Below are 20,910 nucleotides of genomic sequence, written 5' to 3'. Positions count from 1 at the left end.
CTACAAGTGTTCCCCCTTGTCATAATCTTCAAAGGTATATACTTTTGATTTACTGCTCTCCTTTAATTTCCCTTTGTCTTGTTCGTACCAATGAACTAAGGTCGCATAATGATCTTTATAGTTTCTTCCCGTGCTTTGCAAATAGGTTGACAGCTTCTCTATCATTTCTTCCCTATGCCCTTGCATTTTATCCTTTAATTTTCCATATTCTTCATCAGTTAAGGAAACATTTTTATATTCTCCATAAAGGGAGGGGGATATTTTTTCTATCTCCCCCTCTTTTTCTAACTCTATATCTATCTCTTTATCTATCTCTATATCTCCGTTGCAGTTTTGTTGCAAAAGGTTGCAAGGTGTTGCACCATTGTTGCATTGCAACGCTTTTTGTCCTCTTGATTTCCTCGAACGCCTTGTAGACGCTGTTTCTGAACCTATAAGACTTGGGATTTCTGTTAAAAAATACTCGTCATTTTCTGTGATTATCTCCATCAATCCTTGTGCTACAAGATAATTTACTGTAACCATTACATCATCTTCCGTTTCATCAATCGTTAAGGCAAGCTCTTTGATAAAGTCTGTTTCTACTCCGTCATAATACAGTTTCCCACTGTCTTTTAAGCTAAGCAAAAGCAATTTAAGATAGATGATTGTATAAGTATCTCCTCCTGATATTTTTCGTAGCCTTTTGATTCTCTTATCTGTAAAAAAATCTTCTTTCAATTTTAACCAATAATATCTTCTGTTGTCTGCCATCTTTATCTTTCTTCCCCTTTATTTTTATAATTTTCTTTAGCCTTTTCCTTGGCTTTTTGTTTGTACTGCCCCTTTCTTTCCTCTTGCTCTTGGAATTTTTTCAGTTGTGCAATTACACTTGGTTTATCTCCTCTCTTAATTGCCTTGTCTATCTCTATGGATAAATCTATTCCATACTCATCATTGACAATCTTTACTGCATATTTGATATGGTCTATCTGCTTAAATTCATCTTGTACTTTAGCTTTATCTTCGCTTAAGTCTTGTATCTCTTTTTCAAGGCTTGATATTTCTTTTTGCCAATCATTTAATTTTATGGCTGATGTCCCGGTAAACTTTTCTATAATCTTTCTTGCTCTTAGGTATCTGTCTATTTCCTTTTTATGAGAATTGTAAAAACTGTCTTTGAATATGGTTTTGCTTTTGTATTCCTGATAGACTTCTTTGTTTTCTTTGATAGAATCTATGCAGCTTACACACTGATTTAGGTCTTTAATTCTTTGTGTTTTACTCTGAATATCACCACTTATATTTTTACTTTGCTTTGCCAGTTCAAAGACTTTTCCTTGTAGGTCTGCTATGGTTTGAAGTTTATTATCTTTCAAATAGTATATTGCTTTTACAAATCTCTTTAGGTCTGCATTTCCCTTTTTTATCTGTCCGTAGTAGGATAAATTTTTTGTTTTTTCTCCCTGTATCTCGTTGTAGATAGAAATATACTCATAGAGGTTAAAGAGTTCCGCTTTGTTCTCCAGTTCATCTTTTTTGGTCTGTTTATACTCATCGTATTTTGCTTGCAGATTTCCAAGTAAAGAGTCTATCCAAGAAGTGATTTCTTTTATCTTGTTCTTGATAACTTTTACTAAAGAGTTATGCTTTTTGATTTCTCTGTTGATATTTCCTTTGTCGGTTTCTATTCCTTTTTTCTCTAAGGCACTGGCACTTGCTCCCATGTGAATGGTTGGGATTTCTTCTATCCCTTGTCTTTTGTAGGAGCGATGATCCACTCTCTTTTCCTGATGATTTTTTTCTAAATACTGATTACAAAGACTTGCAAAATTCTCTCTCCATTTCTCTGCGTTTCCTTTATTGTTCCAGTCTGTCAGCTCTACTTTTCTTGTTTTGTAGTTACCGCTTTTTAATTTTATCTTTTCTCCCTTTTCATCAAGAACATATTCTTTTTTGCTTTTTGCCTGCCACTCTCCTTTTTCATTGATTGGTCTGAGGGTAGTCATAATATGTGCATGGATATTATTATTTTCTTCATCACTTTCATCATGGATTGCAAGGTCTGCTATCATTCCTTTTGATACAAAATTTTCTTGTATGAAGTCGGTAATGAGTTTCTTATTTTCTTCAAATGATAATTCTTTTGGTAAGGCGATAATGAAGTTTCTTGCAAGCTGTGCGTTACTTGCTTTCTCATTTAGTTCAACGCTATTCCATAAAGTAGTTCTATCTTTTAATGCTATGGGAACATTCTCCGGCAAGAAGATTTCTGAATGTAAAAGTCCCTTTTTATTATGGTAATCGTGAACTTCTCCGTCCCATTCATTTTTGATTTTCTCACAAGAGATATATGCTGCACTTGCAACTGCCGATTTACTTTTTCCTCTGCTTATCATAGAAATATTAAAGTGAAATGTTTCTGCCACTTTTAAGCTCCTTTCATTTTTTGTTTGTTTTCAGGTAAAGGAAAAAGCAGACAGGTTATTTTTTGTATCTTTTCCTATCTACTTTATCCGTATGTTTTTATTAAGTTTTGGATTTTTAAAGACTTGCTAAAATCCCTTAGTTTTTCTAAGGGCGCAATTATACACCCTAAAGGGTGCTTTGCGTTCTGCGAAGCTTTTTGCCCTTGCAGGGAGCTTCTGAAAAAACTATGGTTTTTTATTTTATCTACTCTATCTCTGTTTCATCTTCCATATCTTTCCCATTTATCATTTCTTCATAGGCTTGTCTGTATTCTTTTGTGTGAGTAGCAACTTTAAGTAATTCTTCTATCTCATCGTTAGTAAACATGATAGGATTTTTAATGACTCTTTCTACTATCAAGCCTCTTTGTATGAGCCTATGATTTCTTCTTTTTCGTTCCTTTTCGTTTGCAAGTTTTTCTAATTTCTTGCCTTGATTTTGTAATTGTTTCAGCTTCACATCGCACTTTTCTCTTTCTTGCTGAAGTTCAGAAATTTGTTCCTGTACTTCCTGTAATGTGTTTTCTTTCTTCATTTTTCATTCCTCCGTTTTGGTATCTGCTTGTTTCCATAAAGAAAGGTTAAGCACCTTTTTTTGACACTTAACCTTTCCAAGTTTTTAGATTTTATCTTCTAAAATCTTTCTCAGTTTTTCTAAAATCCTATCCCTCCTCCCACTGATTGCTTGATGTGTAACTTTCTCTCTTCTGCTGATTGACCTTAGACTTTCTTCTTTGTAGAAGATGGCTTCCATCAACTCTCGTTCTTCTTTTGAAAGAGTATTTAATGCTCTATGAAGTTCTTCAATTCGCATTTTTACTTCTACAATTTTTTCTAAGTCTATCTTTTCATCTATGATGTTATCTACAAAGTGTCCATCATGATCCAGTGCCGAAAATGGTATTACATTATGCTTCCAATCTTTTCTTTGGAGATACTTTTCATGCTCTGTTATCTTCCAATAGGCTTTGTAGACTTCTTCACTTACAGGTACGGCTTTGCCTTTTACATAAAGGTAATATTCTTTCTTTGCCACTTAGTCATCCTCCTTTTTAAGTTCTCTGTTTTGGTTTTGAGAATAAAAAAGGAGGACTTCTACACTTTGACGTAAAAAGTCCTCTCGGCTTAAAAACTAATGTTTTATATAATTTTCTATTTTGTTGTTTCTGGTAAAGTATTATTGCTATGTGTAAGCAATTCCAAGAATAAAAAAGGATAATTATATCGTTCTGTGAAAACCGAAACTATAAGTTTTGACATAATTATCCCTCCATTATTTTCCCTCCTAAGTAAATTTATTATTAAATCACTCCTGCTTTTTCAAAATGCTTTTTGAGTATCTTTGTTGCAACGAATGCTCCTATGCAAGCAAGAACAAAAGTTATCAAGCCAAATCCTACTGCCCACGAAACTTTGAAATAAGATAATGCTTCATTTATTTGTGCTTCGCTCATTTTCCATTTTGATGCTCTTTCCACAAAAGAAGCTGTCCCGAATAAAATCACAGGAATTACTGTTCCTAAAAAATCTGCTAATGCAAATATCCCATATCCAATAATCATTCGTCCCTTGCTCTCATAATTTCCTATAATCAAATCACATATAATTCCACCGATTACAGCAAAGACTGCATGAGGCAAATGTCCTCCTGACAATGCAATTAAACCAAGAAGCGTTCCTGATATTGTAAATACGCCCTTCTTTTTAACTTTCAAAGCCATAAGTATATAAACGGTAGCAGCTACCATAAAGCTAACTCCTGAAGCAATAAATCCTCCAATCACTGTTGTTGCCATAGCAAATGCAACCACCATGTATATGACAATTCCAATTGCATTAAAGATTCCGATTGTAATAAAATCACGACCATTTAATTTGTTTTTCATAAAAGTCCTCCTAATAAATTTTCTGTATTACTATCACAAGAGCAATCATCAAAGCTCCTAATAGTCCAATCAACAAATCCGCCCATCTAAACCTCAATTTTGTCAATGTAACCCTGTTCTCATCACTATCAAGTCCTCTAATGAGTGCTGAAGCTGACAGTTCATCTGAAATCTTAATCATCCTCATTAAAAGTGGAACAAGCGTATATTCAATATATTTAAATGGATGTAGCAACGGGAAAAATCTACTTGTTACGATTCCTCGAATCTTCATATTCTCTTTTAATGCCTTGAGTTCTATTCTTATAGTTGGTACAAACCTAAGCAAAACACTAAAAGGTATACCAATGCTTCTTGGTACTTTCATTCTATTTAATGCTTCAAGCATTTCACTTACACTTGTAGTCTTTGTTATATATCCACCAAACATAGCAATTAAGGTCATCCTTGATGCAAAGTAAATAAACATATATATTGCAAATACGATACTTGCTTCACGAAACTTTCCAAGCCCTAACTCTATGCAGTATAAAAGCACAAAAAACAAAATAAAGCGTAATGCTCTTTTCCACATACTACTGTATACATACAGAAAAAAGGCAAAGACAATCAGTCCGAAAAGTAGGATTGTATCGCTTATAAAAAAGCTGGTAAAGGAGGCAATTGGAAGTAGAATAAGTTTTATTCTCGGATCGACTGTTTTTCTATCTATCAAGTTCTCTACCTCCTCTCATCTTGTCTAATATGAGAAATTTGTTACTTTCACTCATATCTAAAACAGTTTCTATTTTTCCATCTCCCATTACCCACAGATCGCTTACTGTGTTTGCTAAAAACTCAAAATCATGACTTATTACCAAGACTGTTGTCCCATTTTTTAATTGTTCTTCAATCAATTTTGCCACCGAAAGCATTGAGTCTTTATCACAACCTGATGTTGGTTCATCATAGATAAAAACTTTTGCCTGTTTCATCATTCCACAAGCTATTGTCAGTCTTTGTTTTTCTCCTCTTGATAAAGCAAACGGATGCTTATCAATGTATTTGTCTAAGCCAAGTACACTCAAAATAGACTTTGCCTTTTGAGTATTTTCTTTTTTATCTTTACTTGAAATACCAAGTAGCATTTCATCAAGTACACTTTCCGAAAACAACTGATAGTCTGAATCTTGAAAGACAAAATATGACATATCCATTAAATCTTTATGATTAAGCGACTTATCTTTTCCAGCCCATATTGTTCCCTCTTTTATCTTCTCAAGTCCTGAAATCACTCTTGCAAAGGTGGTTTTCCCGGTACCATTTAAGCCTATAAGACCAATGGCTTTTCCACACTCCATATTGAAATCAAGATGATTTAAGATGTACTTGTTTTGTTTCTTTCCATCCTTAGCTACATTCGGATAGCAAAATCTCAAGCCTTTTCCGTTGATACTTTCATCATTTAATTGATATGAATCTTTCTTCTCACTTATCCTGTATTCTTCTAATTCAAGAGTTCTTAGCCCATTTTCATCCCAAAACTCCCCTTCAAGACGGATAACTTCTTCCCGACTCAAGTCCTGTGCAATCTCTCCATCTTTCACCAAAAGAAAACGGTCAAATAAAGATTTTACATAGTACAAACGATGCTCAATTAGAACAACTGTTGTTCCTTTTTTCTTTAATTTCTCCAAAATTAAAAACAGGTCAAATGTTGCTTTCATATCCAAATTTGCTGAAGGTTCATCCAAAATTAAAACTTTCGGATTCATCGCATAGATGCTTGCAATAGCTATCTTTTGTTTCTGTCCGCTTGATAATTCAAAAACAGATTTTCCTTTCAGTTCCTCAATATCCAGTTCTGCATATACTTCTTCTACTCTCTGTTTGATTTCATATCTTGATTTGCAGATCGTTTGAAGCCCAAAAGCTATTTCTTCATCTGTAGTTGTTGTAAAAAACTGACTTCTTGGATCTTGAAATACAGTCCCTACAATATGCCCTATTTCATGAAGTAATAATTTGCTTATATCTTTTCCGGACACAAAGGCTTCTCCTTTCATTTTGCCTTTGTAATAATGTGGTATAAGACCATTCATTACACTTCCAAGAGTGCTTTTACCACTTCCACTTTTCCCTGAAATTAAAACAAATTCACCTTTTTTAATTTCAAGATTGATATTTTTTAAAGCAGTTCGCCCATCTTCCCATTCATAAGAAACATTTTTTAACAAAATCATGATTATACCTCGTACTGAGCTTTCCATAATTTTGTGTAGTAACCATCTTTCTCAAGAAGTTCCCCATGCTTTCCTTTTTCAAGTAAATTTCCTTTTTGAAATACGAGAATTTGGTCAGCTTTTTGAATGGTTTTTAAATGATGAGCCACTACAAGTACAGTTCTATTCTTTGCAAGTTCTGTAATAGCATCTTGTATCAAAGATTCATTTACAGGATCAACATTACTTGTCATTTCATCAAGAATTAAAATAGGTGCATCCTTTAGAAAAGCTCTTGCAATAGATATTCTTTGTCTCTGTCCACCTGATAAAATCCCACCATTTTCTCCAATATCAGTTTCATAACCTTTTGGTAAACTCATAATGAAATCATGTATCCTCGCTTTCTTTGCAGCTTCAATGATTTCTTCTTTCGTTGCTCCTTTTTTACCTACCTTGATGTTTTCTTCAATGGTATTATCAAACAACTGAACATTTTGCATGACAATACTAATACGATCTAAAAGCTCATCATAAGGAATATCCCTTATATCAGTTCCTCCGAGGGTAATTTTTCCTTTATGCACATCATAAAATCTTAAAAGCAAGTTGGTTATAGTAGTCTTTCCACTACCTGATTCTCCAACTAAGGCTGTCATAGTTTTTTCAGCAATAGAAAAGCTCAATTTTTCCATTTTAAATTCATCTTTTTCATAGGAAAAATCTATGTTTTCAAAAGCTATATCATTATCCATCGGAACAATTCCATTCACTTTATCCGGGATTACATCTGCATATAAAATTCTTGAAAGTCTTTCGTAACTATCTACCGCCGAAACATAGTTCATATAGTGTTGTTCCATAGAAGCGAACGGCTTATAAAACTCTTTTGAAATTACTGCAAAGATAATAAAATTAAGTACATCAAGACTTCCCTTTATAACAAGTATTGCTCCTGCAATTAAAAGAACTAAATATCCAATATCCAGTAAAAACCCAAATATAGATAGCTGTTTTGCCTTGAATCTTGAAGCTACTTTGCTTGTTTCTCCAAACTTTTTTGTCTTGTTCATAAGCTCATTATCCAAGCTTTTATTGTTTGAAAAACTCTTTAGTACAGGTATTCCTCTAACATATTCAACAAATAAGCTAACCATATCAAGAAGTGCTGAATTATTCTGATTCTCTATTCTTTCAGATTGCTTAATTGTCAGATATAGAAAGACAAGTGCAATCGGAACAGATACAGCCATTAGAATAGCAAGTTTGAAATCAATACTTGCAAGACCGATAAATACGACTGCACCTATCAAAAAATCGCCAAACATTCTCGACCACATGTGTCCTACAACAAGAGACATATTATCAACATCTTTGTGTAAAATTGTATTGATCTCTCCCAGTCTTTCATTGGTATAAAATCCCAAACTGAATTTTTTCAATTTAATAATCATGCGTTCTCTGATTTGCTGAACAATATCAAAACCTGCACTATGCTTTTTCATATCTGCAACCATATTACAAATGCCTTTGAATACTACAAGTAACCCAATTGCAATAAAACCTTTATATAAACTTGCTAAACTCGTCCCATCAAATATCTGAAACAGTATAGAAAATACGATAACAATCATGGCTATGGAGCTTAGTCCATAAAGGGCAAAGAATACACTTGATATAATCAAATCTCTCTTGCCGGTTTTTGTAAGCAGCTTTAACATTTCTCTAAACATTTTCTGTTACCACCTCTTTCAAATTCCATCTATCTACCTTGTTCTGTGCTTCAACCATATCCTTATAGAACTCACATCTTTTCATCAACTCTTCATGGCTTCCTGCATCAAGAACAACACCCTTATCCATAACTATAATTTGGTCTGAATCTCTAATTGTGTTTAGATGATGAGCAATTGTAATAATGGTTTTATCCTTGCTTAAATCGTCAATTGCTTCGCCGATTAGTCTTTCATTTTCACTATCAACAGCTGCCATTGCTTCATCTAATATTAAAATCGGTGCATTTTTCAGTATCATTCTTGCTATGGAGATTCTTTGTTTTTCTCCACCAGATAACTTAACTCCCATTTCACCTACTCGTGTTTCATATCCATTTGGCAATGCTGAAATAAAATCATGGCATCTTGCTTTTTTAGCAGCTTCTATGACTTCTTCTTTTGTTGCATTTAGTTTTCCAATTGCTATATTTTCAAAAATACTTAAATCAAAAAGGATAACTTCTTGTTGCACACTACCAATCAGCATTGAGATATTTTCTTGACTATATTCTTTTATATCTTTTCCATTTATCAGTATTTGTCCTTCATCTGCATCCCAAAATCCCATAAGCAAATTAGATACAGTACTTTTCCCACAACCACTTGCTCCTACAAAGGCGTTCAAACTATTTTTCTTAAAATTCAAATTGATATTTTTAAGCTCAAAGCTATCTTTTCCGTATGCAAAATTCACATCTTTAAATTCTATATTTCCAAATTCTAAACCTTGTTCTGTCTTTTTCTTTGGAAGCGGAACTGTTAAAACTTTTCCAATCGCCTTTAGTGCTTCCTTAAACACAATAGAAAAATGTTGCAATGTAGCCGTCTTACTTATAGATGCAGTAAAAGCAGACGATAAAATAATGGCAAGTATAAAATTAGGGGTTGTAATATTTCCATAGTAAAGAAATATACTTCCCAAAATCATGACAATAACTACTCCAATTTCCATAAATATGTCAATGAGTCCCATTGGAATTGTAATTGCTCCCATGCTCTTTTTAACCCAGTAAATATATTCTCTTGCCGTTTTTAATGTTCTTTCACTAATCTCCTCTTCTTTAGCAAAAGCCTTAATCACAGAAATATTTTTTACATATTCCATTAGCTCTTCTCTCATCTTATTTTCATGGTTAAAGTAAATAGCAAAGTTTTTATCCATTGTTTTCTGTGAAAGAACTTTTACCAAATACATGAGTGGAACTCCAGCAATCATTCCAAGAGCAAGACGCCAATCAACAAAAATCATAGCTACAAAAATAATGGTAGGCAGAAGTGTAACTGCCATTATTTCAGGAAGACCATGGGCAAGGTATACTTCCACTTGCTCTACATCATGTTGAACAATGTTGGTAAGCTCTCCTGTATTATGTTCTTTAAAGAATCCCAAACTTAGTTTTTTCAGATGACCGATAATATCTAACCTAAGTTCTGTTAATTTTTCGTATGCTTTCTCATGGGCAACCTTTGTTGCAAAATAATAAAACACTCCTTTTAATACAAACGATATAAAGATTCCCAAGAATATATACTTTAAATTACCTTCGTTAATATTGTTTGTGATTAAAGAACTAATCAAATATACAAGTAAGATTTGTGGTATCAAATCAAATACTATTTTTAAAGCAAGAAGTGAATTGGATAAACTATTTTTCCCAATCACTTTTTTCCTTAATTCTTTTTCCGGCATGAACAACTCTCCTTTCAAAATTGAATAATATTGAATTTTAATTCAGTATTAAGGTTTAAAGTAAGACTTTGCTGATTACGCAAAGTCTATTTTATCCGATCACTATATTTTTTTAAATTACTGTATCAGCAAATCAAAAATTATAGCACAATCTTTTTCCATTTTCTAATCTTAGTTCTAAACGTTCCAAAAGGGGCAACCGTATTAACATGAATAAACTTATAAACTTCCCATGTCGCTGTTTTAGTAGCTTCATCAGCCCATTTTCTCATATGCGGTTGAAATAATTCTTCTTCACTTAGTGTATCAATCATTGTATAGATAGATATAATATTTTCTTTCAATCGTTTCTTTAATTCTTCTATCGATAAATGAGCATAAGTATCGGTAAACCACTGATATAATTCTCCAAGTTGATTCCATTTAAACATATCCGACGGTGTCTTTACTTCAAAACCGTTTTTCTCATCTTTTTCCCATTTCAAAACTAATGTTGTCCATCCGAGTTGATAAGCAAGATTTTCTGCTGGTGTTCTGTCAACTTCAGGGACTCTCTTATCTTTGAGAGATTCAGGAATAATATCAAATTCAGAAATATACTTTTCAAAACTTTTATTTATCTCAGATTTCAGTTCTTCTTTATCTTTATATATCTTCAAAATATCTCCTCCAAAAATTTAAATTTATCGCATTTAAATATCAAATCAACTTACAATGATTCCACTCCCTTGTAATAACACTTTGCAATAAGTTTTAGCATATCTTTTGCCCACTTTTCACTTTGATAATGCCTTGCTATTTCAAGAAGTCCCTCTGTAAAGTTACTGGCTAAAATATGGGCAAGCATTGGATCATATTCCTGTTTCGATTGTCTTTTTAAACTTACTTCAATATGAACCTGCATTTGCGATATGAGTTTTTGTTTTGCTTCTGTATGCTTTGTACCTGAGCTTTTATCCATTAAAATAATTAACTTCTTACGATCTTTTAAAAGTTCATGAATATAATTTTCTCCAACTTCATCAAACCTTTCAGAAGCAGAACCTTTTTCCAAAGATTCTTCCTCATTAAAAGCTGACTCGAAGTTTATATAAACAGAACTTACTACTGCATCAAACAAAACTGCCTTATTTTTGAAATAGGTATAAATTAGTGCCACAGGAATATCTGCTTCTTTTGCAATTTCTGTTAATTTGGCACCTCTATAATCCTTTTTATAAAATACTTTTTCTGCTGCTTCGAGTATTCTATTTCTAACTTCTTCTTTTAATACTTGTGCCATAGCACACCTCTTTCTATTCCAATACTGAATCTATATTTAATAATAAATTAAAATTCAATATTTGTCAAGATAGATTTAAATATTTGTTTTTATATACTCACTCACCGGTATCCCCACTCTTTTCAAAACCTTTATTTTCTCCTGTTTCTTCTGTTCTCTTCTTGGCTTATATTTATCTTCATACTCTTTCTGTTTTCCACTCGCTTTACGCTTTAGGTAATTTTGATGTAGCTTGTCTTTTCTTTCTTCGATTTTTCTTTCTTCTTTCTCAAGTTTTTGTTTTTTTTCTTCGCTTAACTCCGCCTGTGGTAGTTCGTAATTACCTATGAAATTAAAGTAAATTTCTATCTTTTGCTTTGATGTCTGACTTCCTTTTCTATCTCTTTCATGTACGATAATCTTTTCTACAAACTCATTTATCATTGTAGTTGTAAGTTCATCAAAGTTTTCATAACGACTGATAAGAGATATAAATTTTCTTGCTCTGTCTGTTTCTTTTTCATATCTTGATACCTGCTGCTCTAAATCTTTGATCTCTTTGCTTAAAGTTATCTGCTCTGTTTCATATTGATTGTTTAGTATCTCATATCTGCTATTTGGTATTTTGTTAAGGATCATATCTTCGTAAATTCTGCACATAAGTCGTTCGAGTTCCCTAAGTCTGTTTTGGCTTTCCGTTAATCTTACCTTTTTCTTTTCTATCTCTATTTTTTCTTTTTCTTCCATTTCATTTTGAATGGAACAGATAAAGGCTTCATTATCTTCATCAAGGTATTTTTTAATATCTTTTAGTGTGTCTTGTATTAAATTTAAGACTACTTCCGCTTTTATTCTGTGTGCTGATGGACAAAGCATGCCACAAGGTGTTTTAGTATAGGCACTGCAAGTGTAATAGGGTATATTTTTGTAATTGCTTGTTCTATGAACATACATTTTACTTCCACAATCTGCACAATACATCAGTCCTGTGAGTGGGTGATATTCTCCCCAACCGTCAGGATACCTTTTTACATTTCCTCTTATCCTTTGCACATTGTCAAAGGTTTCTTGATCTATAATTGGCTCGTGTGTATTTTCAAAAATAAGCCAGTTATCCTCGGATACATATTTGCTTTTCTTGTCCTTGAAGTGTTTTCTTGTTTTGAAATTGACTGTATGTCCCAAGTATTCCTGTTTCTTTAAAATGCTTGCTATGGTTGAGCTGCACCAACGATAGGGATGTTCAAAGTTTTTGCTTTGATATAGTCCATAGCCTAATTTCTGTTGATGATAGGCTGGTATATCTACTTTTTCACTCTCCAATATCTTTGCTATTCGATACGGACCATTTCCTTGCATGGTCAGGTTAAATATTCGCCTTACTATCTCTGCTGCTTTTTCATCTACTATCCACTTGTTTTTATCTTTTTCATCTTTGATATAGCCATAAGGCGGTGTACTTGCAGTATGTTTCCCACTTTCGCCTTTTGACCTGAAAGTCGATTGGATTTTTCTTGATGTATCTCTTGCATACCATTCGTTCATGATATTTCTAAAAGGGGTAAAATCATCTTCTCTGTAAAAACTATCTACATTGTCATTGATAGCGATTAGTCTTACGCCCTTTTGTCTTAGTATCTCCATACATTGACCGACTTTGAGATAATCTCTGCCAAGTCTGCTCATATCTTTTACAATGATACAACCAATATTTCCTTGATTGACTCCGTTCATCATTGCCATAAATCCCGGTCTGTCAAACTGCGTTCCACTGATTCCATCATCTGTAAAGTGAATGATGTTTGACAAATTATTTTTGCTTGCGTATTCTTCCAATATTTTTTTCTGATTGATGATAGAGTTACTCTCTCCTTGCAGTTCATCATCACGACTTAATCTCTCATAGAGTGCTGTTATCTTTTCAAAATTCCTCATTTTTACCCCCTTTCTCTTAATTTTTCAATAAAAAAAGAATTAAGAAGTACATATTTCACTAAAATAGTGATTAAGTGTTCTCCTTAATTCTATTACTCCAGCAGCAAGTTTGTATTTCTTATATTGCTTTACCGCAAAGTGCGTAGGCTCTTTCTTTTCCAATGCTTCAAATAGTCTATCAATGGGATTCATATATGTTTCATCATCTTCCCTGACTTCTGAAGCATCTATCATATCCAGTAGTGTTGCAAAGTTCTTTTCTTCTCTTGGAGCTTCATAAAAAATATAACCTATCAAAGCCGTATAGTAGAGTTTCTCGGCTTTCACCCAAAAATCCTCACCTGCCTTTTCCCCTTCACCCTTAGTGTTTGCAATGATTGTCTGCACTAATTTGAGGATGTCTTTTTCACTTCTGAGATAGGCAAAGGGATTGTACTTCATACTCTTTTTGAAGTTGATGGTATTTAAGATTTTTATCTCATAGCCATTATCTTCAAGCATCTTGCCACACTCAATGACTATCGTTCCTTTAGGATCTGTAACACAATATGACGAGTGCATTTGCATTAGGTTTGGCTTTACATAAAATCTCGTCTTTCCGGAGCCAGAACCACCAATAACAAGTACATTCTTATTTCTTGCATACTTTGGATTTGCCGGTCTGCCATTCATGGTTAATCGCTCTGTTTGAGTAAGCAAGATATTGTTTTGGAACTTTTCATCCACATACGGCTCTATATCTTTTCTCGTTCCCCATCTTGCTGAACCATACTCTTTCCCCTGCCTAAACTTTTTTGCATTTTTCCCTTTGGTATAGACAATAAATTTAATTAGAGCTGCCACTCCCACGCCCATTAAAATGTCAGAAGGATGAATACTTGGAATAAAGCTCATGGTATTAAGTTCTAATATTCCTTGAAAGATTTTGTCTATCACATCTCCACCAGTATAGGCTCTTACATGATGAGAAAAGATATTGCCAACATAGAAAAATGCAAGATAGGGAATATTCTGCTTTAGCAACTTTGCCTTATCTTGCACCTTAAATAAGCCTTTGATGTCTTTTAGTATCTTATCTATCATAGGCTCTGCTCCTTTTGTTTATTCTTAACTTTATCTTTAGAAACAGTGTTCTTTGCCATCTCCTTGAACTTCTCAATATTCTTGTGGATAGATTCTTTTCTTTCCGTTTTCTTTTCTGATTCTGCAAGAGCGTGTTTGAAGGCTTTATCCATGACTTTCATGTCTTTTGCCTGAAAGAATACGGAGTATTTACCGCTTTCTTTATCTTTCATCACCGAAAACTTTACCCCATACCGATTAAGTTCCTTTTTCAGTTCCTTCAGCTCTGCTTCTTCTACCGGAATTTCTTCAAGCTGTCCCTTTTTAACCATATCTTTGAGCTTTACTTCATTTCCGTTAGCATTAACCAGCTTTTCCAGTCCTCCAAGTTTTTCAGCCTCTTTCATCAGTTTCTTTAATAAGTTCAGAATTAGCTTTCCTGTTACTTTAGCAGCTTTCACTTCCATGTTAAGCGTTTTTCTTGCAATTTCTTCATTGATCAAGTTCTCTCACCTCCAGTCAGTAATCTTTCTTTATTCCTCTTCAATTTTTCTTCCTGAATAACTTTCCTGTAATCTTCTCCAAGCACCATCACAGGAATACACATCTCGATAATCCTTGAGTAAATTCTTTGGTATTCCACACTCTCCGTACAGTTTTCAATTTGGCTGTATGAAAGATTTGTGGTAAAGATTGTTGGTTTATGCTTTAAGTACCTGTTATTCACAATGTTATATACCTGCTCTTTTGCATAGCTTGTATCTCTTTCAATTCCTAAATCATCTAAGATGAGAACGGAAGTGTTTACAAGGGATTCGATATATGCGTTTTTATCAAGGTCAAATCCGCCTTTTTGCAGTTCGTTGATTATCTGTGCAAAGTTTCTAATCTTAACGCTTATCTGATACTGTTCAATCAGAGCATTGGCAATAGAGCAGGCAAGATAGGTCTTTCCGCTACCCACCGAACCATAGAATAGGAGTCCGATATTTTCTTTTCTCATCAGCTCATAGTCTTTTACAAAATTCTTTGCGATGATAAGACTCTGATTTTCTTTTCCCTCATAGTTTTCAAAGGTATATGCCCATTGAATCATGGATGTGAAGCAGATACTTTTTAATCTCTCGATTTCAAGCTGCTTTTGTCTTTCTTTTTCTTTTGCTTCTCTATCTCTATCGCATTTACAAGCTGTCTTAAATATCATCTGCTTTCCGAAAAATTCTAATGCTTTTCCATCTTTTCTTTCATGGCACACTTTACAGTAGGCGTGTCCGTCTTTGATGTATTCTTTTTCAGGATCAAAGCTGTATTCCACATCTTCTATCATCACTTTTTCTAATTCTTTAATCATAAATGTACTCCTTTGTTATATTCCTCCCATGTAGGGATATTGGTTTTTTTCTTACTTCCCTGATCTTTATAGAACCAAGAAAGGATTGTTGCTTTATGGTCTTTATATGTCTTTCCGGTACTTTGAAGATAGGTTGATAGTCTTTCAATGTAGTTATCAAGCTCTCCTGCCATTTTTATTTGTAATTCTCCTATATCCTCATCTTTCAAAAAGACATTTTGAAATGTTCCAAGTCCGCTTTTCCCAAAACTATATTCTCTCTTACTATATTTACTCTTATTATTCTCTATATAGTTAGAGTCAACATTTTGAACTTCCTGAAGTTCATTTTCTTTACTTCTGAGGTTAAAATCTTTTACTTCTGAAGTTAAGTTTTTTGACTTCTGAAAGTCATTTTCTTTTACCGCTATTATGCTCATAAAATCTTTAACATAAATGACATTCGGCTTACCAAGTCCAAGCCTTACTCTTTCAATCAGTCCTATTCCTTTTTTGCTGTCTAACTCGTCCAATGTTTTTATAGCTGTCGGCTTTGAGATATTTCTTCTTCTCATAATTTCTTCAACAGTAAAATAGATAAATACTCTGCCTTCCTTGTCCACCCAGTTATTCTTAAAGGACATTCCTGTGCGTTTCAAAAGCATGGAGTATAGGATAATGGCTTCAGCAGACAGTCCCTTAAATTCTTCTCCGTCTACCAATATTTCAGGCACTTTTAGAAAGTTAAATCTTTCCGCTTCTCTGTTATAGAAATAGTCAAAGTTCATGCAGGATCACCTCCTCTCTTAAAAATTTGCAAAGAAAAAGACGATAGTTTTTTCTCTATCGCCTTTGGTAACCATTTTTATGAAATTTTTTAGGTTGATTTTATTGCTTCATTGATACCTTGTAAAAAAGCTATAACAGTTGCTCCAACCATCGGTATTCCGTATGGACTTAACAAGAAACCTAATATCAATGCTTCTATTCCGATGGTAACTTCTTTTTGCAGAAAAGAGGCAATTGCTCCAAATATGCAAAACATCATCAGCAAATATAGTAGGGCTGTTCCAATACCAAGTAGAAATGTCAGAAATGCTGTGAGGATACTTAATGCCAAGCTAATTGGAAACAAAATTATTTTTATTATCCATCTCATCATTTAGTAGTCCTCACTTTCTAAAGCATTCTTTGTATCTCCACACACCATATCAATGCAAACATTCACATCAATATAATTTTTTAAGACTTTTTTTCGTCCTCCCTCTCCGTCTTCTACAAATACATAATGCTTGTAAAACTGCTTAAAATGCAGTATTTTCACGATTTCACTCTTTGTATCAACGCTATGCACTCTACATGCATGGTTTGTGGGAACATGTCTACGGCTTTGATTTTTTCTAGTTTGTAGCCTTCTTTTTCAAATCTATTTATATCTCTTGCTAGGGTTTGGGGGTTGCAGGAGATGTAGATTATTTCTTTTAGGCCGGATTTACCTATGGATTTTATTAGGTCTTTGTCGAGGCCTGCTCTTGGTGGGTCTACTATTAGGCTATCGATTTTTTCTTTTTTTATAAATTTTTCGTCGATGTATTTGGCGTTTTTAGCTATGAATTTAAAGTCTTTTAGGTCGTTTATTTCTGCATTTATTTTTGCATCTTGGATGGCATTTTTGTTTATTTCTACACCTACTAGCCTATCACCATTTATAGCTATAGATGAGGTGGCTGAGCCGCAGTAGAGGTCTAGGACTTTTTTGCCAGATCCTAAAAGTTTTTTTGCTTGTCCATAAAGATTTTCTATTTGAAAGTCATTTACTTGATAAAAATCATTGCCACTTATCCTGAAGGTTTTGTCACATATCTTGTATTCTAAAAAATCTTTACCAGAAATATTTATATTTTCCTTGCCTATTATATTTATAAAAAATTTGCTACTTGAGTATTTTTCTTTGATATAGGCGATGGGTTCATTATTGTTATCAAGATCAAGATTTAACATGATGTCTGTGCCGTTGGTTCTTACGGTGATTTCTTTTATTGCACCCTTAAATTTTTCAGATATATCCTTAGTTATTTCTTCTATTTTTCCTAAATTTTCGCCAATATTTTCCCTAACAAGCAGGCAATCTTTTATGTAAACTAAGTCGTTTGAATAGGATTTGTTATAGGCAAGTCTGCCGTCTTTTTCTACTTGGAGCCTTATTTTATTCCTATATCTCAACTCCTTTGATGGGATAATTTCAATATCTTCTAGCTTATAGGATGTTGATTTAGCTAGGGCAGATAGAATTAGATTCTTTTTTATTTGTATTTGATTTTCATATTTTATATCCATAATAGTACAAGCTCCACATTCATAAAAATATGGACATGGAGCTTGTGTTTGTACTGGGCTTTCTTTGATTGTTTTTATCTTTTTTGCATTGTAGAAATTTTTCTTTTCTTCTATTATTTCTATTTCGCAGACTTCACCATAGACTGCGTCTTCGATAAAAGCAACCTTGTCAGGAGTTTCGCCAACTCCTCTCCCATCTATTAGGATATCTCTTATATAGATATCATTGTATTTCATTAGATTACTTTTGTTTCTCCGTTGTAGATTACTCCGCCTATTGGGTCTACTGTAATGATTTGACCATCTTCTACAAGGCTTTGAGCGCTTACTGCACCAACTACTGCAGGAATGCCGAAGTGAACAGCTGCTACTGCTGTATGGCTTGTTAATCCACCGGTTTCTGTGACTATAGCTGATGCTTTTTCTATAAATTCTGTAATATCTGAGTCAGTAAATTTGGCTACTATGATGTCGCCTTCTTCAAATTTACTTTCAAGTTCTTTCTTTGTTGATCCAATTACAACCTTACCAGATACAGATTTAGCACCTATACCTGTACCAGATGTGATGATATCACCAATCACATGAACTTTAATTAGGTTTGAAGATCCGCTTACACCAAGTGGAACACCAGCAGTTACTATAGTTAGGTCGCCTTCTTCTAGGTAGCCTTCTGATAATCCCCCAACTATAGCTCTTTCGATAAGTTCGTCTGTTTCGTGAGCTTCTTTAATTACAAGTGGATAAACACCCCAAACAATTGATAATTGACGAGCAACACTTTCTGTAGTTGTTGCAGCTACGATTGTTGTTCTTGGTCTAAATTTAGAAATTACCCTTGAAGTATTACCTGATGATGTACAAGAAATAATAGCTTTTGCATCTAGTTCTCTTGCGATTTGGCAAGTAGATCTTGCTATTGAGTTTGTAGTGTTTCTTCTAGATACTACTTTTGTATTGTAAACTTTCTCTATGAAGTCATCTGACAATTCTGTTGTAATACATATATCTCTCATGGTCTTAACAGCTTGAACTGGATATTTACCACCAGCTGTTTCGCCTGAAAGCATAACACAGTCAGTACCATCTATAATAGCATTGGCAACGTCTGTTGTCTCAGCTCTTGTTGGTCTTGGGTTTCTAATCATAGAATCAAGCATTTGAGTAGCTGTAATAACTGGTTTTGCAGCAGCATTACATCTTCTTATGATATCTTTTTGAACTCCTGGTATTAATTCTGTTTTGATTTCTATACCAAGGTCTCCTCTAGCTACCATGATTCCGTCAGATGCTTCGATAATCTCTTCGATATTGTCAACACCTTCTTGGGATTCAATCTTAGAAATGATTTTTATATTCTCTCCACCGTGGTCTTCAAGAACTTTTCTTATATCATAAACGTCTTCTTTTTTACGAACGAAAGAGGCTGCGATAAGGTCGATTCCATTTTCTATACCAAATTTTATATCATCAACATCCTTTGGAGTGATTGCTGGTAGGTTTGTTTTAGAACCTGGAAGGTTAACTCCCTTGTGGTTTGAAAGTACACCGTTGTTTTGTACCCTACAAACTACATCTGTGCCATCTTTAATTTCTATTACTTCAAGTTGAACTAGGCCGTCATCTATGTAGATTTCGCTGCCAACCTTAACATCTTGAGGTAAGCCCTTATGACTTACAGATACTATGTCTTGAGTTCCCATCACATCTCTAGTTGTAAGAGTAAAGATGTCATCTGGTTTAAGGTAGATTTCCTTTACATTGTAGTTACCAGTTCTGATTTCTGGACCCTTGGTATCTAGCATGATAGCTATTGGTTTGTTTAGTTTCCTTCTTAATCTTTTAATTGTTTTAATTTTTTCTAAATGTTCTTCATGAGTTCCGTGTGAAAAGTTAAGTCTTGCTACGTTCATTCCATTGTGAATGAGTTGTTCAAGCACTTCTGGTTTTTCACTAGCTGGTCCTATAGTACAAACAATTTTGGTTTTCTTTAAAATTTCTGGTTGCATTTTTACTCCTATCTTGATAAGCTATTTGCTAAATCATAAAGATTTTCATCGAAAACTGACTTAACAGATGTAGCTTCTTCTATACTTACTTCTATAATTTTTCCGTTTACATAACCTATAGCAAGGCCTGTTTTTTCTTCTGCCAATAAGTCAACAGCCCTAGATCCCATTGCAGATCCTAGAAGTCTATCAACAGCTGATGGTGAACCACCCCTTTGAACGTGACCTAAAACTGTTACCTTTGTCTCGATACCAGTTTTTTCTTCAAGTTCATTTGCTAGAGCATAAGGGTCACCAACACCTTCCGCTAGGGTTATCAAATGGTGAAGTTTTCCTCTTTTTCTACCGTGTTCCATCTTGGCAATTATTTCATTGATTGAAAACTTATGCTCAGGAACGATAATGGATTCAGCACCACCTGCAAGACCTGAATATAAAGCCAAATCTCCACAGTTACGACCCATTACCTCTATAACAACAGCCCTACCGTGAGAGCTAGATGTATCTCTTAATTTACCAATGGCATCAGATACTGTTTCTATAGCAGTAAAAAATCCTATAGTATAATCAGTATAGCCCATATCATTGTCTATAGTTCCAGGAATACCGATTGTTTTAATTCCTAAATCAGATAGGGCCTTGGCACCCTTAAATGATCCGTCACCACCAATTACGATCAAGCCTTCGATACCATAGTCAGCAAGGATTTGAGCTCCTCTTTTTTGACCTTCTGGGGTTTGAAATTCAAGGCTTCTTGCAGTACCTAAGATAGTACCACCCTTGTGGATGATGTCTGCTACAGATGAGATATTCATTTCATAGATATCTCCCTTCATTAAGCCATCGTAACCGTTTCTGACACCCTTAATCCTCATGGATTTATTTAACGCAGTTCTAACAGCTCCCCTGATAGCAGAGTTCATACCTGGAGCGTCGCCACCGCTAGTAAGTATACCTATTGTCTTCATTATTTCTCC

The 20,910-nt window shown here is 34.0% G+C and carries 21 protein-coding genes; all 21 read right to left on the bottom strand.

Annotated features, from left to right (window positions below):
• The 21 genes from HMPREF0072_RS09910 to pfkA all read right to left on the bottom strand — a co-directional run bounded on the left by HMPREF0072_RS09910 (position 1) and on the right by pfkA (position 20,901).
• Complete coding sequence (locus HMPREF0072_RS09910) at positions 1-753, bottom strand: phage replisome organizer N-terminal domain-containing protein (RefSeq protein WP_004830091.1); 753 nt, start codon at positions 751-753, stop codon at positions 1-3.
• A gap of 2 nt (positions 754-755) precedes the next feature.
• Positions 756-2,408, bottom strand: a complete 1,653-nt coding sequence (mobQ, locus tag HMPREF0072_RS09905) for a MobQ family relaxase (RefSeq protein WP_000852174.1) — start codon at positions 2,406-2,408, stop codon at positions 756-758.
• Positions 2,409-2,652: 244 nt separating this feature from the next.
• On the bottom strand, positions 2,653-2,982 hold the full coding sequence (locus HMPREF0072_RS09900; protein WP_000712033.1) for a DUF3847 domain-containing protein: 330 nt from the start codon (positions 2,980-2,982) through the stop codon (positions 2,653-2,655).
• Positions 2,983-3,066: 84 nt separating this feature from the next.
• Positions 3,067-3,483, bottom strand: a complete 417-nt coding sequence (locus HMPREF0072_RS09895; RefSeq protein WP_001074478.1) for a sigma-70 RNA polymerase sigma factor region 4 domain-containing protein — start codon at positions 3,481-3,483, stop codon at positions 3,067-3,069.
• Positions 3,484-3,748: 265 nt separating this feature from the next.
• A complete protein-coding gene (locus tag HMPREF0072_RS09890; RefSeq protein ID WP_000791750.1) occupies positions 3,749-4,333 on the bottom strand; it encodes an MptD family putative ECF transporter S component in 585 nt (194 codons plus the stop codon).
• 10 nt (positions 4,334-4,343) lie between these two features.
• Positions 4,344-5,048: an energy-coupling factor transporter transmembrane component T gene (locus HMPREF0072_RS09885; protein WP_000567178.1), complete on the bottom strand. Its 705-nt coding sequence runs from the start codon at positions 5,046-5,048 to the stop codon at positions 4,344-4,346.
• Complete coding sequence (locus HMPREF0072_RS09880) at positions 5,038-6,555, bottom strand: ABC transporter ATP-binding protein (RefSeq protein ID WP_000601967.1); 1,518 nt, start codon at positions 6,553-6,555, stop codon at positions 5,038-5,040. The genes HMPREF0072_RS09885 and HMPREF0072_RS09880 overlap by 11 nt, the downstream gene beginning before the upstream one ends.
• Before the next feature lie 2 nt (positions 6,556-6,557).
• The gene (locus HMPREF0072_RS09875) at positions 6,558-8,267 is read right to left on the bottom strand and encodes an ABC transporter ATP-binding protein (protein WP_000488162.1); all 1,710 of its coding nucleotides are present in this window, start codon (positions 8,265-8,267) and stop codon (positions 6,558-6,560) included.
• Positions 8,260-9,999 carry an ABC transporter ATP-binding protein gene (locus tag HMPREF0072_RS09870; RefSeq protein WP_001114256.1) on the bottom strand — a complete coding sequence of 580 codons (1,740 nt, stop codon included), beginning with the start codon at positions 9,997-9,999 and terminating at the stop codon, positions 8,260-8,262. The genes HMPREF0072_RS09875 and HMPREF0072_RS09870 overlap by 8 nt, the downstream gene beginning before the upstream one ends.
• A gap of 140 nt (positions 10,000-10,139) precedes the next feature.
• Positions 10,140-10,658, bottom strand: coding sequence for a ClbS/DfsB family four-helix bundle protein (locus tag HMPREF0072_RS09865; RefSeq protein WP_000708365.1), 519 nt, complete (start codon positions 10,656-10,658; stop codon positions 10,140-10,142).
• A 50-nt stretch (positions 10,659-10,708) separates the two neighbouring features.
• The gene (locus HMPREF0072_RS09860; protein WP_000079884.1) at positions 10,709-11,281 is read right to left on the bottom strand and encodes a TetR/AcrR family transcriptional regulator; all 573 of its coding nucleotides are present in this window, start codon (positions 11,279-11,281) and stop codon (positions 10,709-10,711) included.
• Between the two features lie 75 nt (positions 11,282-11,356).
• Positions 11,357-13,195, bottom strand: a complete 1,839-nt coding sequence (locus tag HMPREF0072_RS09855; protein ID WP_004830079.1) for a recombinase family protein — start codon at positions 13,193-13,195, stop codon at positions 11,357-11,359.
• Between the two features lie 39 nt (positions 13,196-13,234).
• Entirely contained in the window at positions 13,235-14,278 is a 1,044-nt protein-coding gene (locus HMPREF0072_RS09850) for a type IV secretory system conjugative DNA transfer family protein (RefSeq protein ID WP_000565769.1), read from the bottom strand.
• Entirely contained in the window at positions 14,275-14,760 is a 486-nt protein-coding gene (locus HMPREF0072_RS09845) for a PcfB family protein (RefSeq protein WP_000606558.1), read from the bottom strand. The genes HMPREF0072_RS09850 and HMPREF0072_RS09845 overlap by 4 nt, the downstream gene beginning before the upstream one ends.
• Positions 14,757-15,608: an ATP-binding protein gene (locus HMPREF0072_RS09840; RefSeq protein WP_004830074.1), complete on the bottom strand. Its 852-nt coding sequence runs from the start codon at positions 15,606-15,608 to the stop codon at positions 14,757-14,759. The genes HMPREF0072_RS09845 and HMPREF0072_RS09840 overlap by 4 nt, the downstream gene beginning before the upstream one ends.
• Positions 15,605-16,375: a replication initiator protein A gene (locus HMPREF0072_RS09835; RefSeq protein WP_004830073.1), complete on the bottom strand. Its 771-nt coding sequence runs from the start codon at positions 16,373-16,375 to the stop codon at positions 15,605-15,607. The genes HMPREF0072_RS09840 and HMPREF0072_RS09835 overlap by 4 nt, the downstream gene beginning before the upstream one ends.
• Before the next feature lie 89 nt (positions 16,376-16,464).
• On the bottom strand, positions 16,465-16,749 hold the full coding sequence (locus tag HMPREF0072_RS09830) for a CD1845 family protein (RefSeq protein ID WP_004830069.1): 285 nt from the start codon (positions 16,747-16,749) through the stop codon (positions 16,465-16,467).
• Positions 16,750-16,911: a hypothetical protein gene (locus HMPREF0072_RS12030; RefSeq protein ID WP_001843395.1), complete on the bottom strand. Its 162-nt coding sequence runs from the start codon at positions 16,909-16,911 to the stop codon at positions 16,750-16,752.
• Positions 16,908-18,161 (bottom strand): 23S rRNA (uracil(1939)-C(5))-methyltransferase RlmD, encoded by a 1,254-nt coding sequence (rlmD, locus tag HMPREF0072_RS09825; protein WP_004830065.1) that lies wholly within the window; start codon positions 18,159-18,161, stop codon positions 16,908-16,910. The genes HMPREF0072_RS12030 and rlmD overlap by 4 nt, the downstream gene beginning before the upstream one ends.
• A complete protein-coding gene (gene pyk, locus HMPREF0072_RS09820; RefSeq protein WP_004830064.1) occupies positions 18,161-19,933 on the bottom strand; it encodes a pyruvate kinase in 1,773 nt (590 codons plus the stop codon). Before pyk ends, rlmD begins: the two co-directional genes overlap by 1 nt.
• Positions 19,934-19,941: 8 nt before the next feature.
• Positions 19,942-20,901: a 6-phosphofructokinase gene (gene pfkA, locus HMPREF0072_RS09815; protein ID WP_004830062.1), complete on the bottom strand. Its 960-nt coding sequence runs from the start codon at positions 20,899-20,901 to the stop codon at positions 19,942-19,944.
• Between the last annotated feature and the right edge of the window lie 9 nt (positions 20,902-20,910).

It is taken from the genome of Anaerococcus lactolyticus ATCC 51172 (assembly GCF_000156575.1).
Classification (GTDB): Bacteria; Bacillota; Clostridia; order Tissierellales; family Peptoniphilaceae; genus Anaerococcus; species Anaerococcus lactolyticus.
This window is presented reverse-complemented; position numbering and strand designations above follow the sequence as displayed.

What these genes read in the sequence shown, in the direction of transcription:
- HMPREF0072_RS09910 (WP_004830091.1), bottom strand. Translation starts at nt 753, where the DNA reads ATGGCAGACAACAGAAGATATTATTGGTTAAAATTGAAAGAAGATTTT.
- HMPREF0072_RS09900 (WP_000712033.1), bottom strand. Translation starts at nt 2,982, where the DNA reads ATGAAGAAAGAAAACACATTACAGGAAGTACAGGAACAAATTTCTGAA.
- HMPREF0072_RS09890 (WP_000791750.1), bottom strand. Translation starts at nt 4,333, where the DNA reads ATGAAAAACAAATTAAATGGTCGTGATTTTATTACAATCGGAATCTTT.
- HMPREF0072_RS09880 (WP_000601967.1), bottom strand. Translation starts at nt 6,555, where the DNA reads ATGATTTTGTTAAAAAATGTTTCTTATGAATGGGAAGATGGGCGAACT.
- HMPREF0072_RS09875 (WP_000488162.1), bottom strand. Translation starts at nt 8,267, where the DNA reads ATGTTTAGAGAAATGTTAAAGCTGCTTACAAAAACCGGCAAGAGAGAT.
- HMPREF0072_RS09870 (WP_001114256.1), bottom strand. Translation starts at nt 9,999, where the DNA reads ATGCCGGAAAAAGAATTAAGGAAAAAAGTGATTGGGAAAAATAGTTTA.
- HMPREF0072_RS09860 (WP_000079884.1), bottom strand. Translation starts at nt 11,281, where the DNA reads ATGGCACAAGTATTAAAAGAAGAAGTTAGAAATAGAATACTCGAAGCA.
- HMPREF0072_RS09855 (WP_004830079.1), bottom strand. Translation starts at nt 13,195, where the DNA reads ATGAGGAATTTTGAAAAGATAACAGCACTCTATGAGAGATTAAGTCGT.
- HMPREF0072_RS09850 (WP_000565769.1), bottom strand. Translation starts at nt 14,278, where the DNA reads ATGATAGATAAGATACTAAAAGACATCAAAGGCTTATTTAAGGTGCAA.
- HMPREF0072_RS09840 (WP_004830074.1), bottom strand. Translation starts at nt 15,608, where the DNA reads ATGATTAAAGAATTAGAAAAAGTGATGATAGAAGATGTGGAATACAGC.
- HMPREF0072_RS09835 (WP_004830073.1), bottom strand. Translation starts at nt 16,375, where the DNA reads ATGAACTTTGACTATTTCTATAACAGAGAAGCGGAAAGATTTAACTTT.
- HMPREF0072_RS09830 (WP_004830069.1), bottom strand. Translation starts at nt 16,749, where the DNA reads ATGATGAGATGGATAATAAAAATAATTTTGTTTCCAATTAGCTTGGCA.
- rlmD (WP_004830065.1), bottom strand. Translation starts at nt 18,161, where the DNA reads ATGAAATACAATGATATCTATATAAGAGATATCCTAATAGATGGGAGA.
- pyk (WP_004830064.1), bottom strand. Translation starts at nt 19,933, where the DNA reads ATGCAACCAGAAATTTTAAAGAAAACCAAAATTGTTTGTACTATAGGA.
- pfkA (WP_004830062.1), bottom strand. Translation starts at nt 20,901, where the DNA reads ATGAAGACAATAGGTATACTTACTAGCGGTGGCGACGCTCCAGGTATG.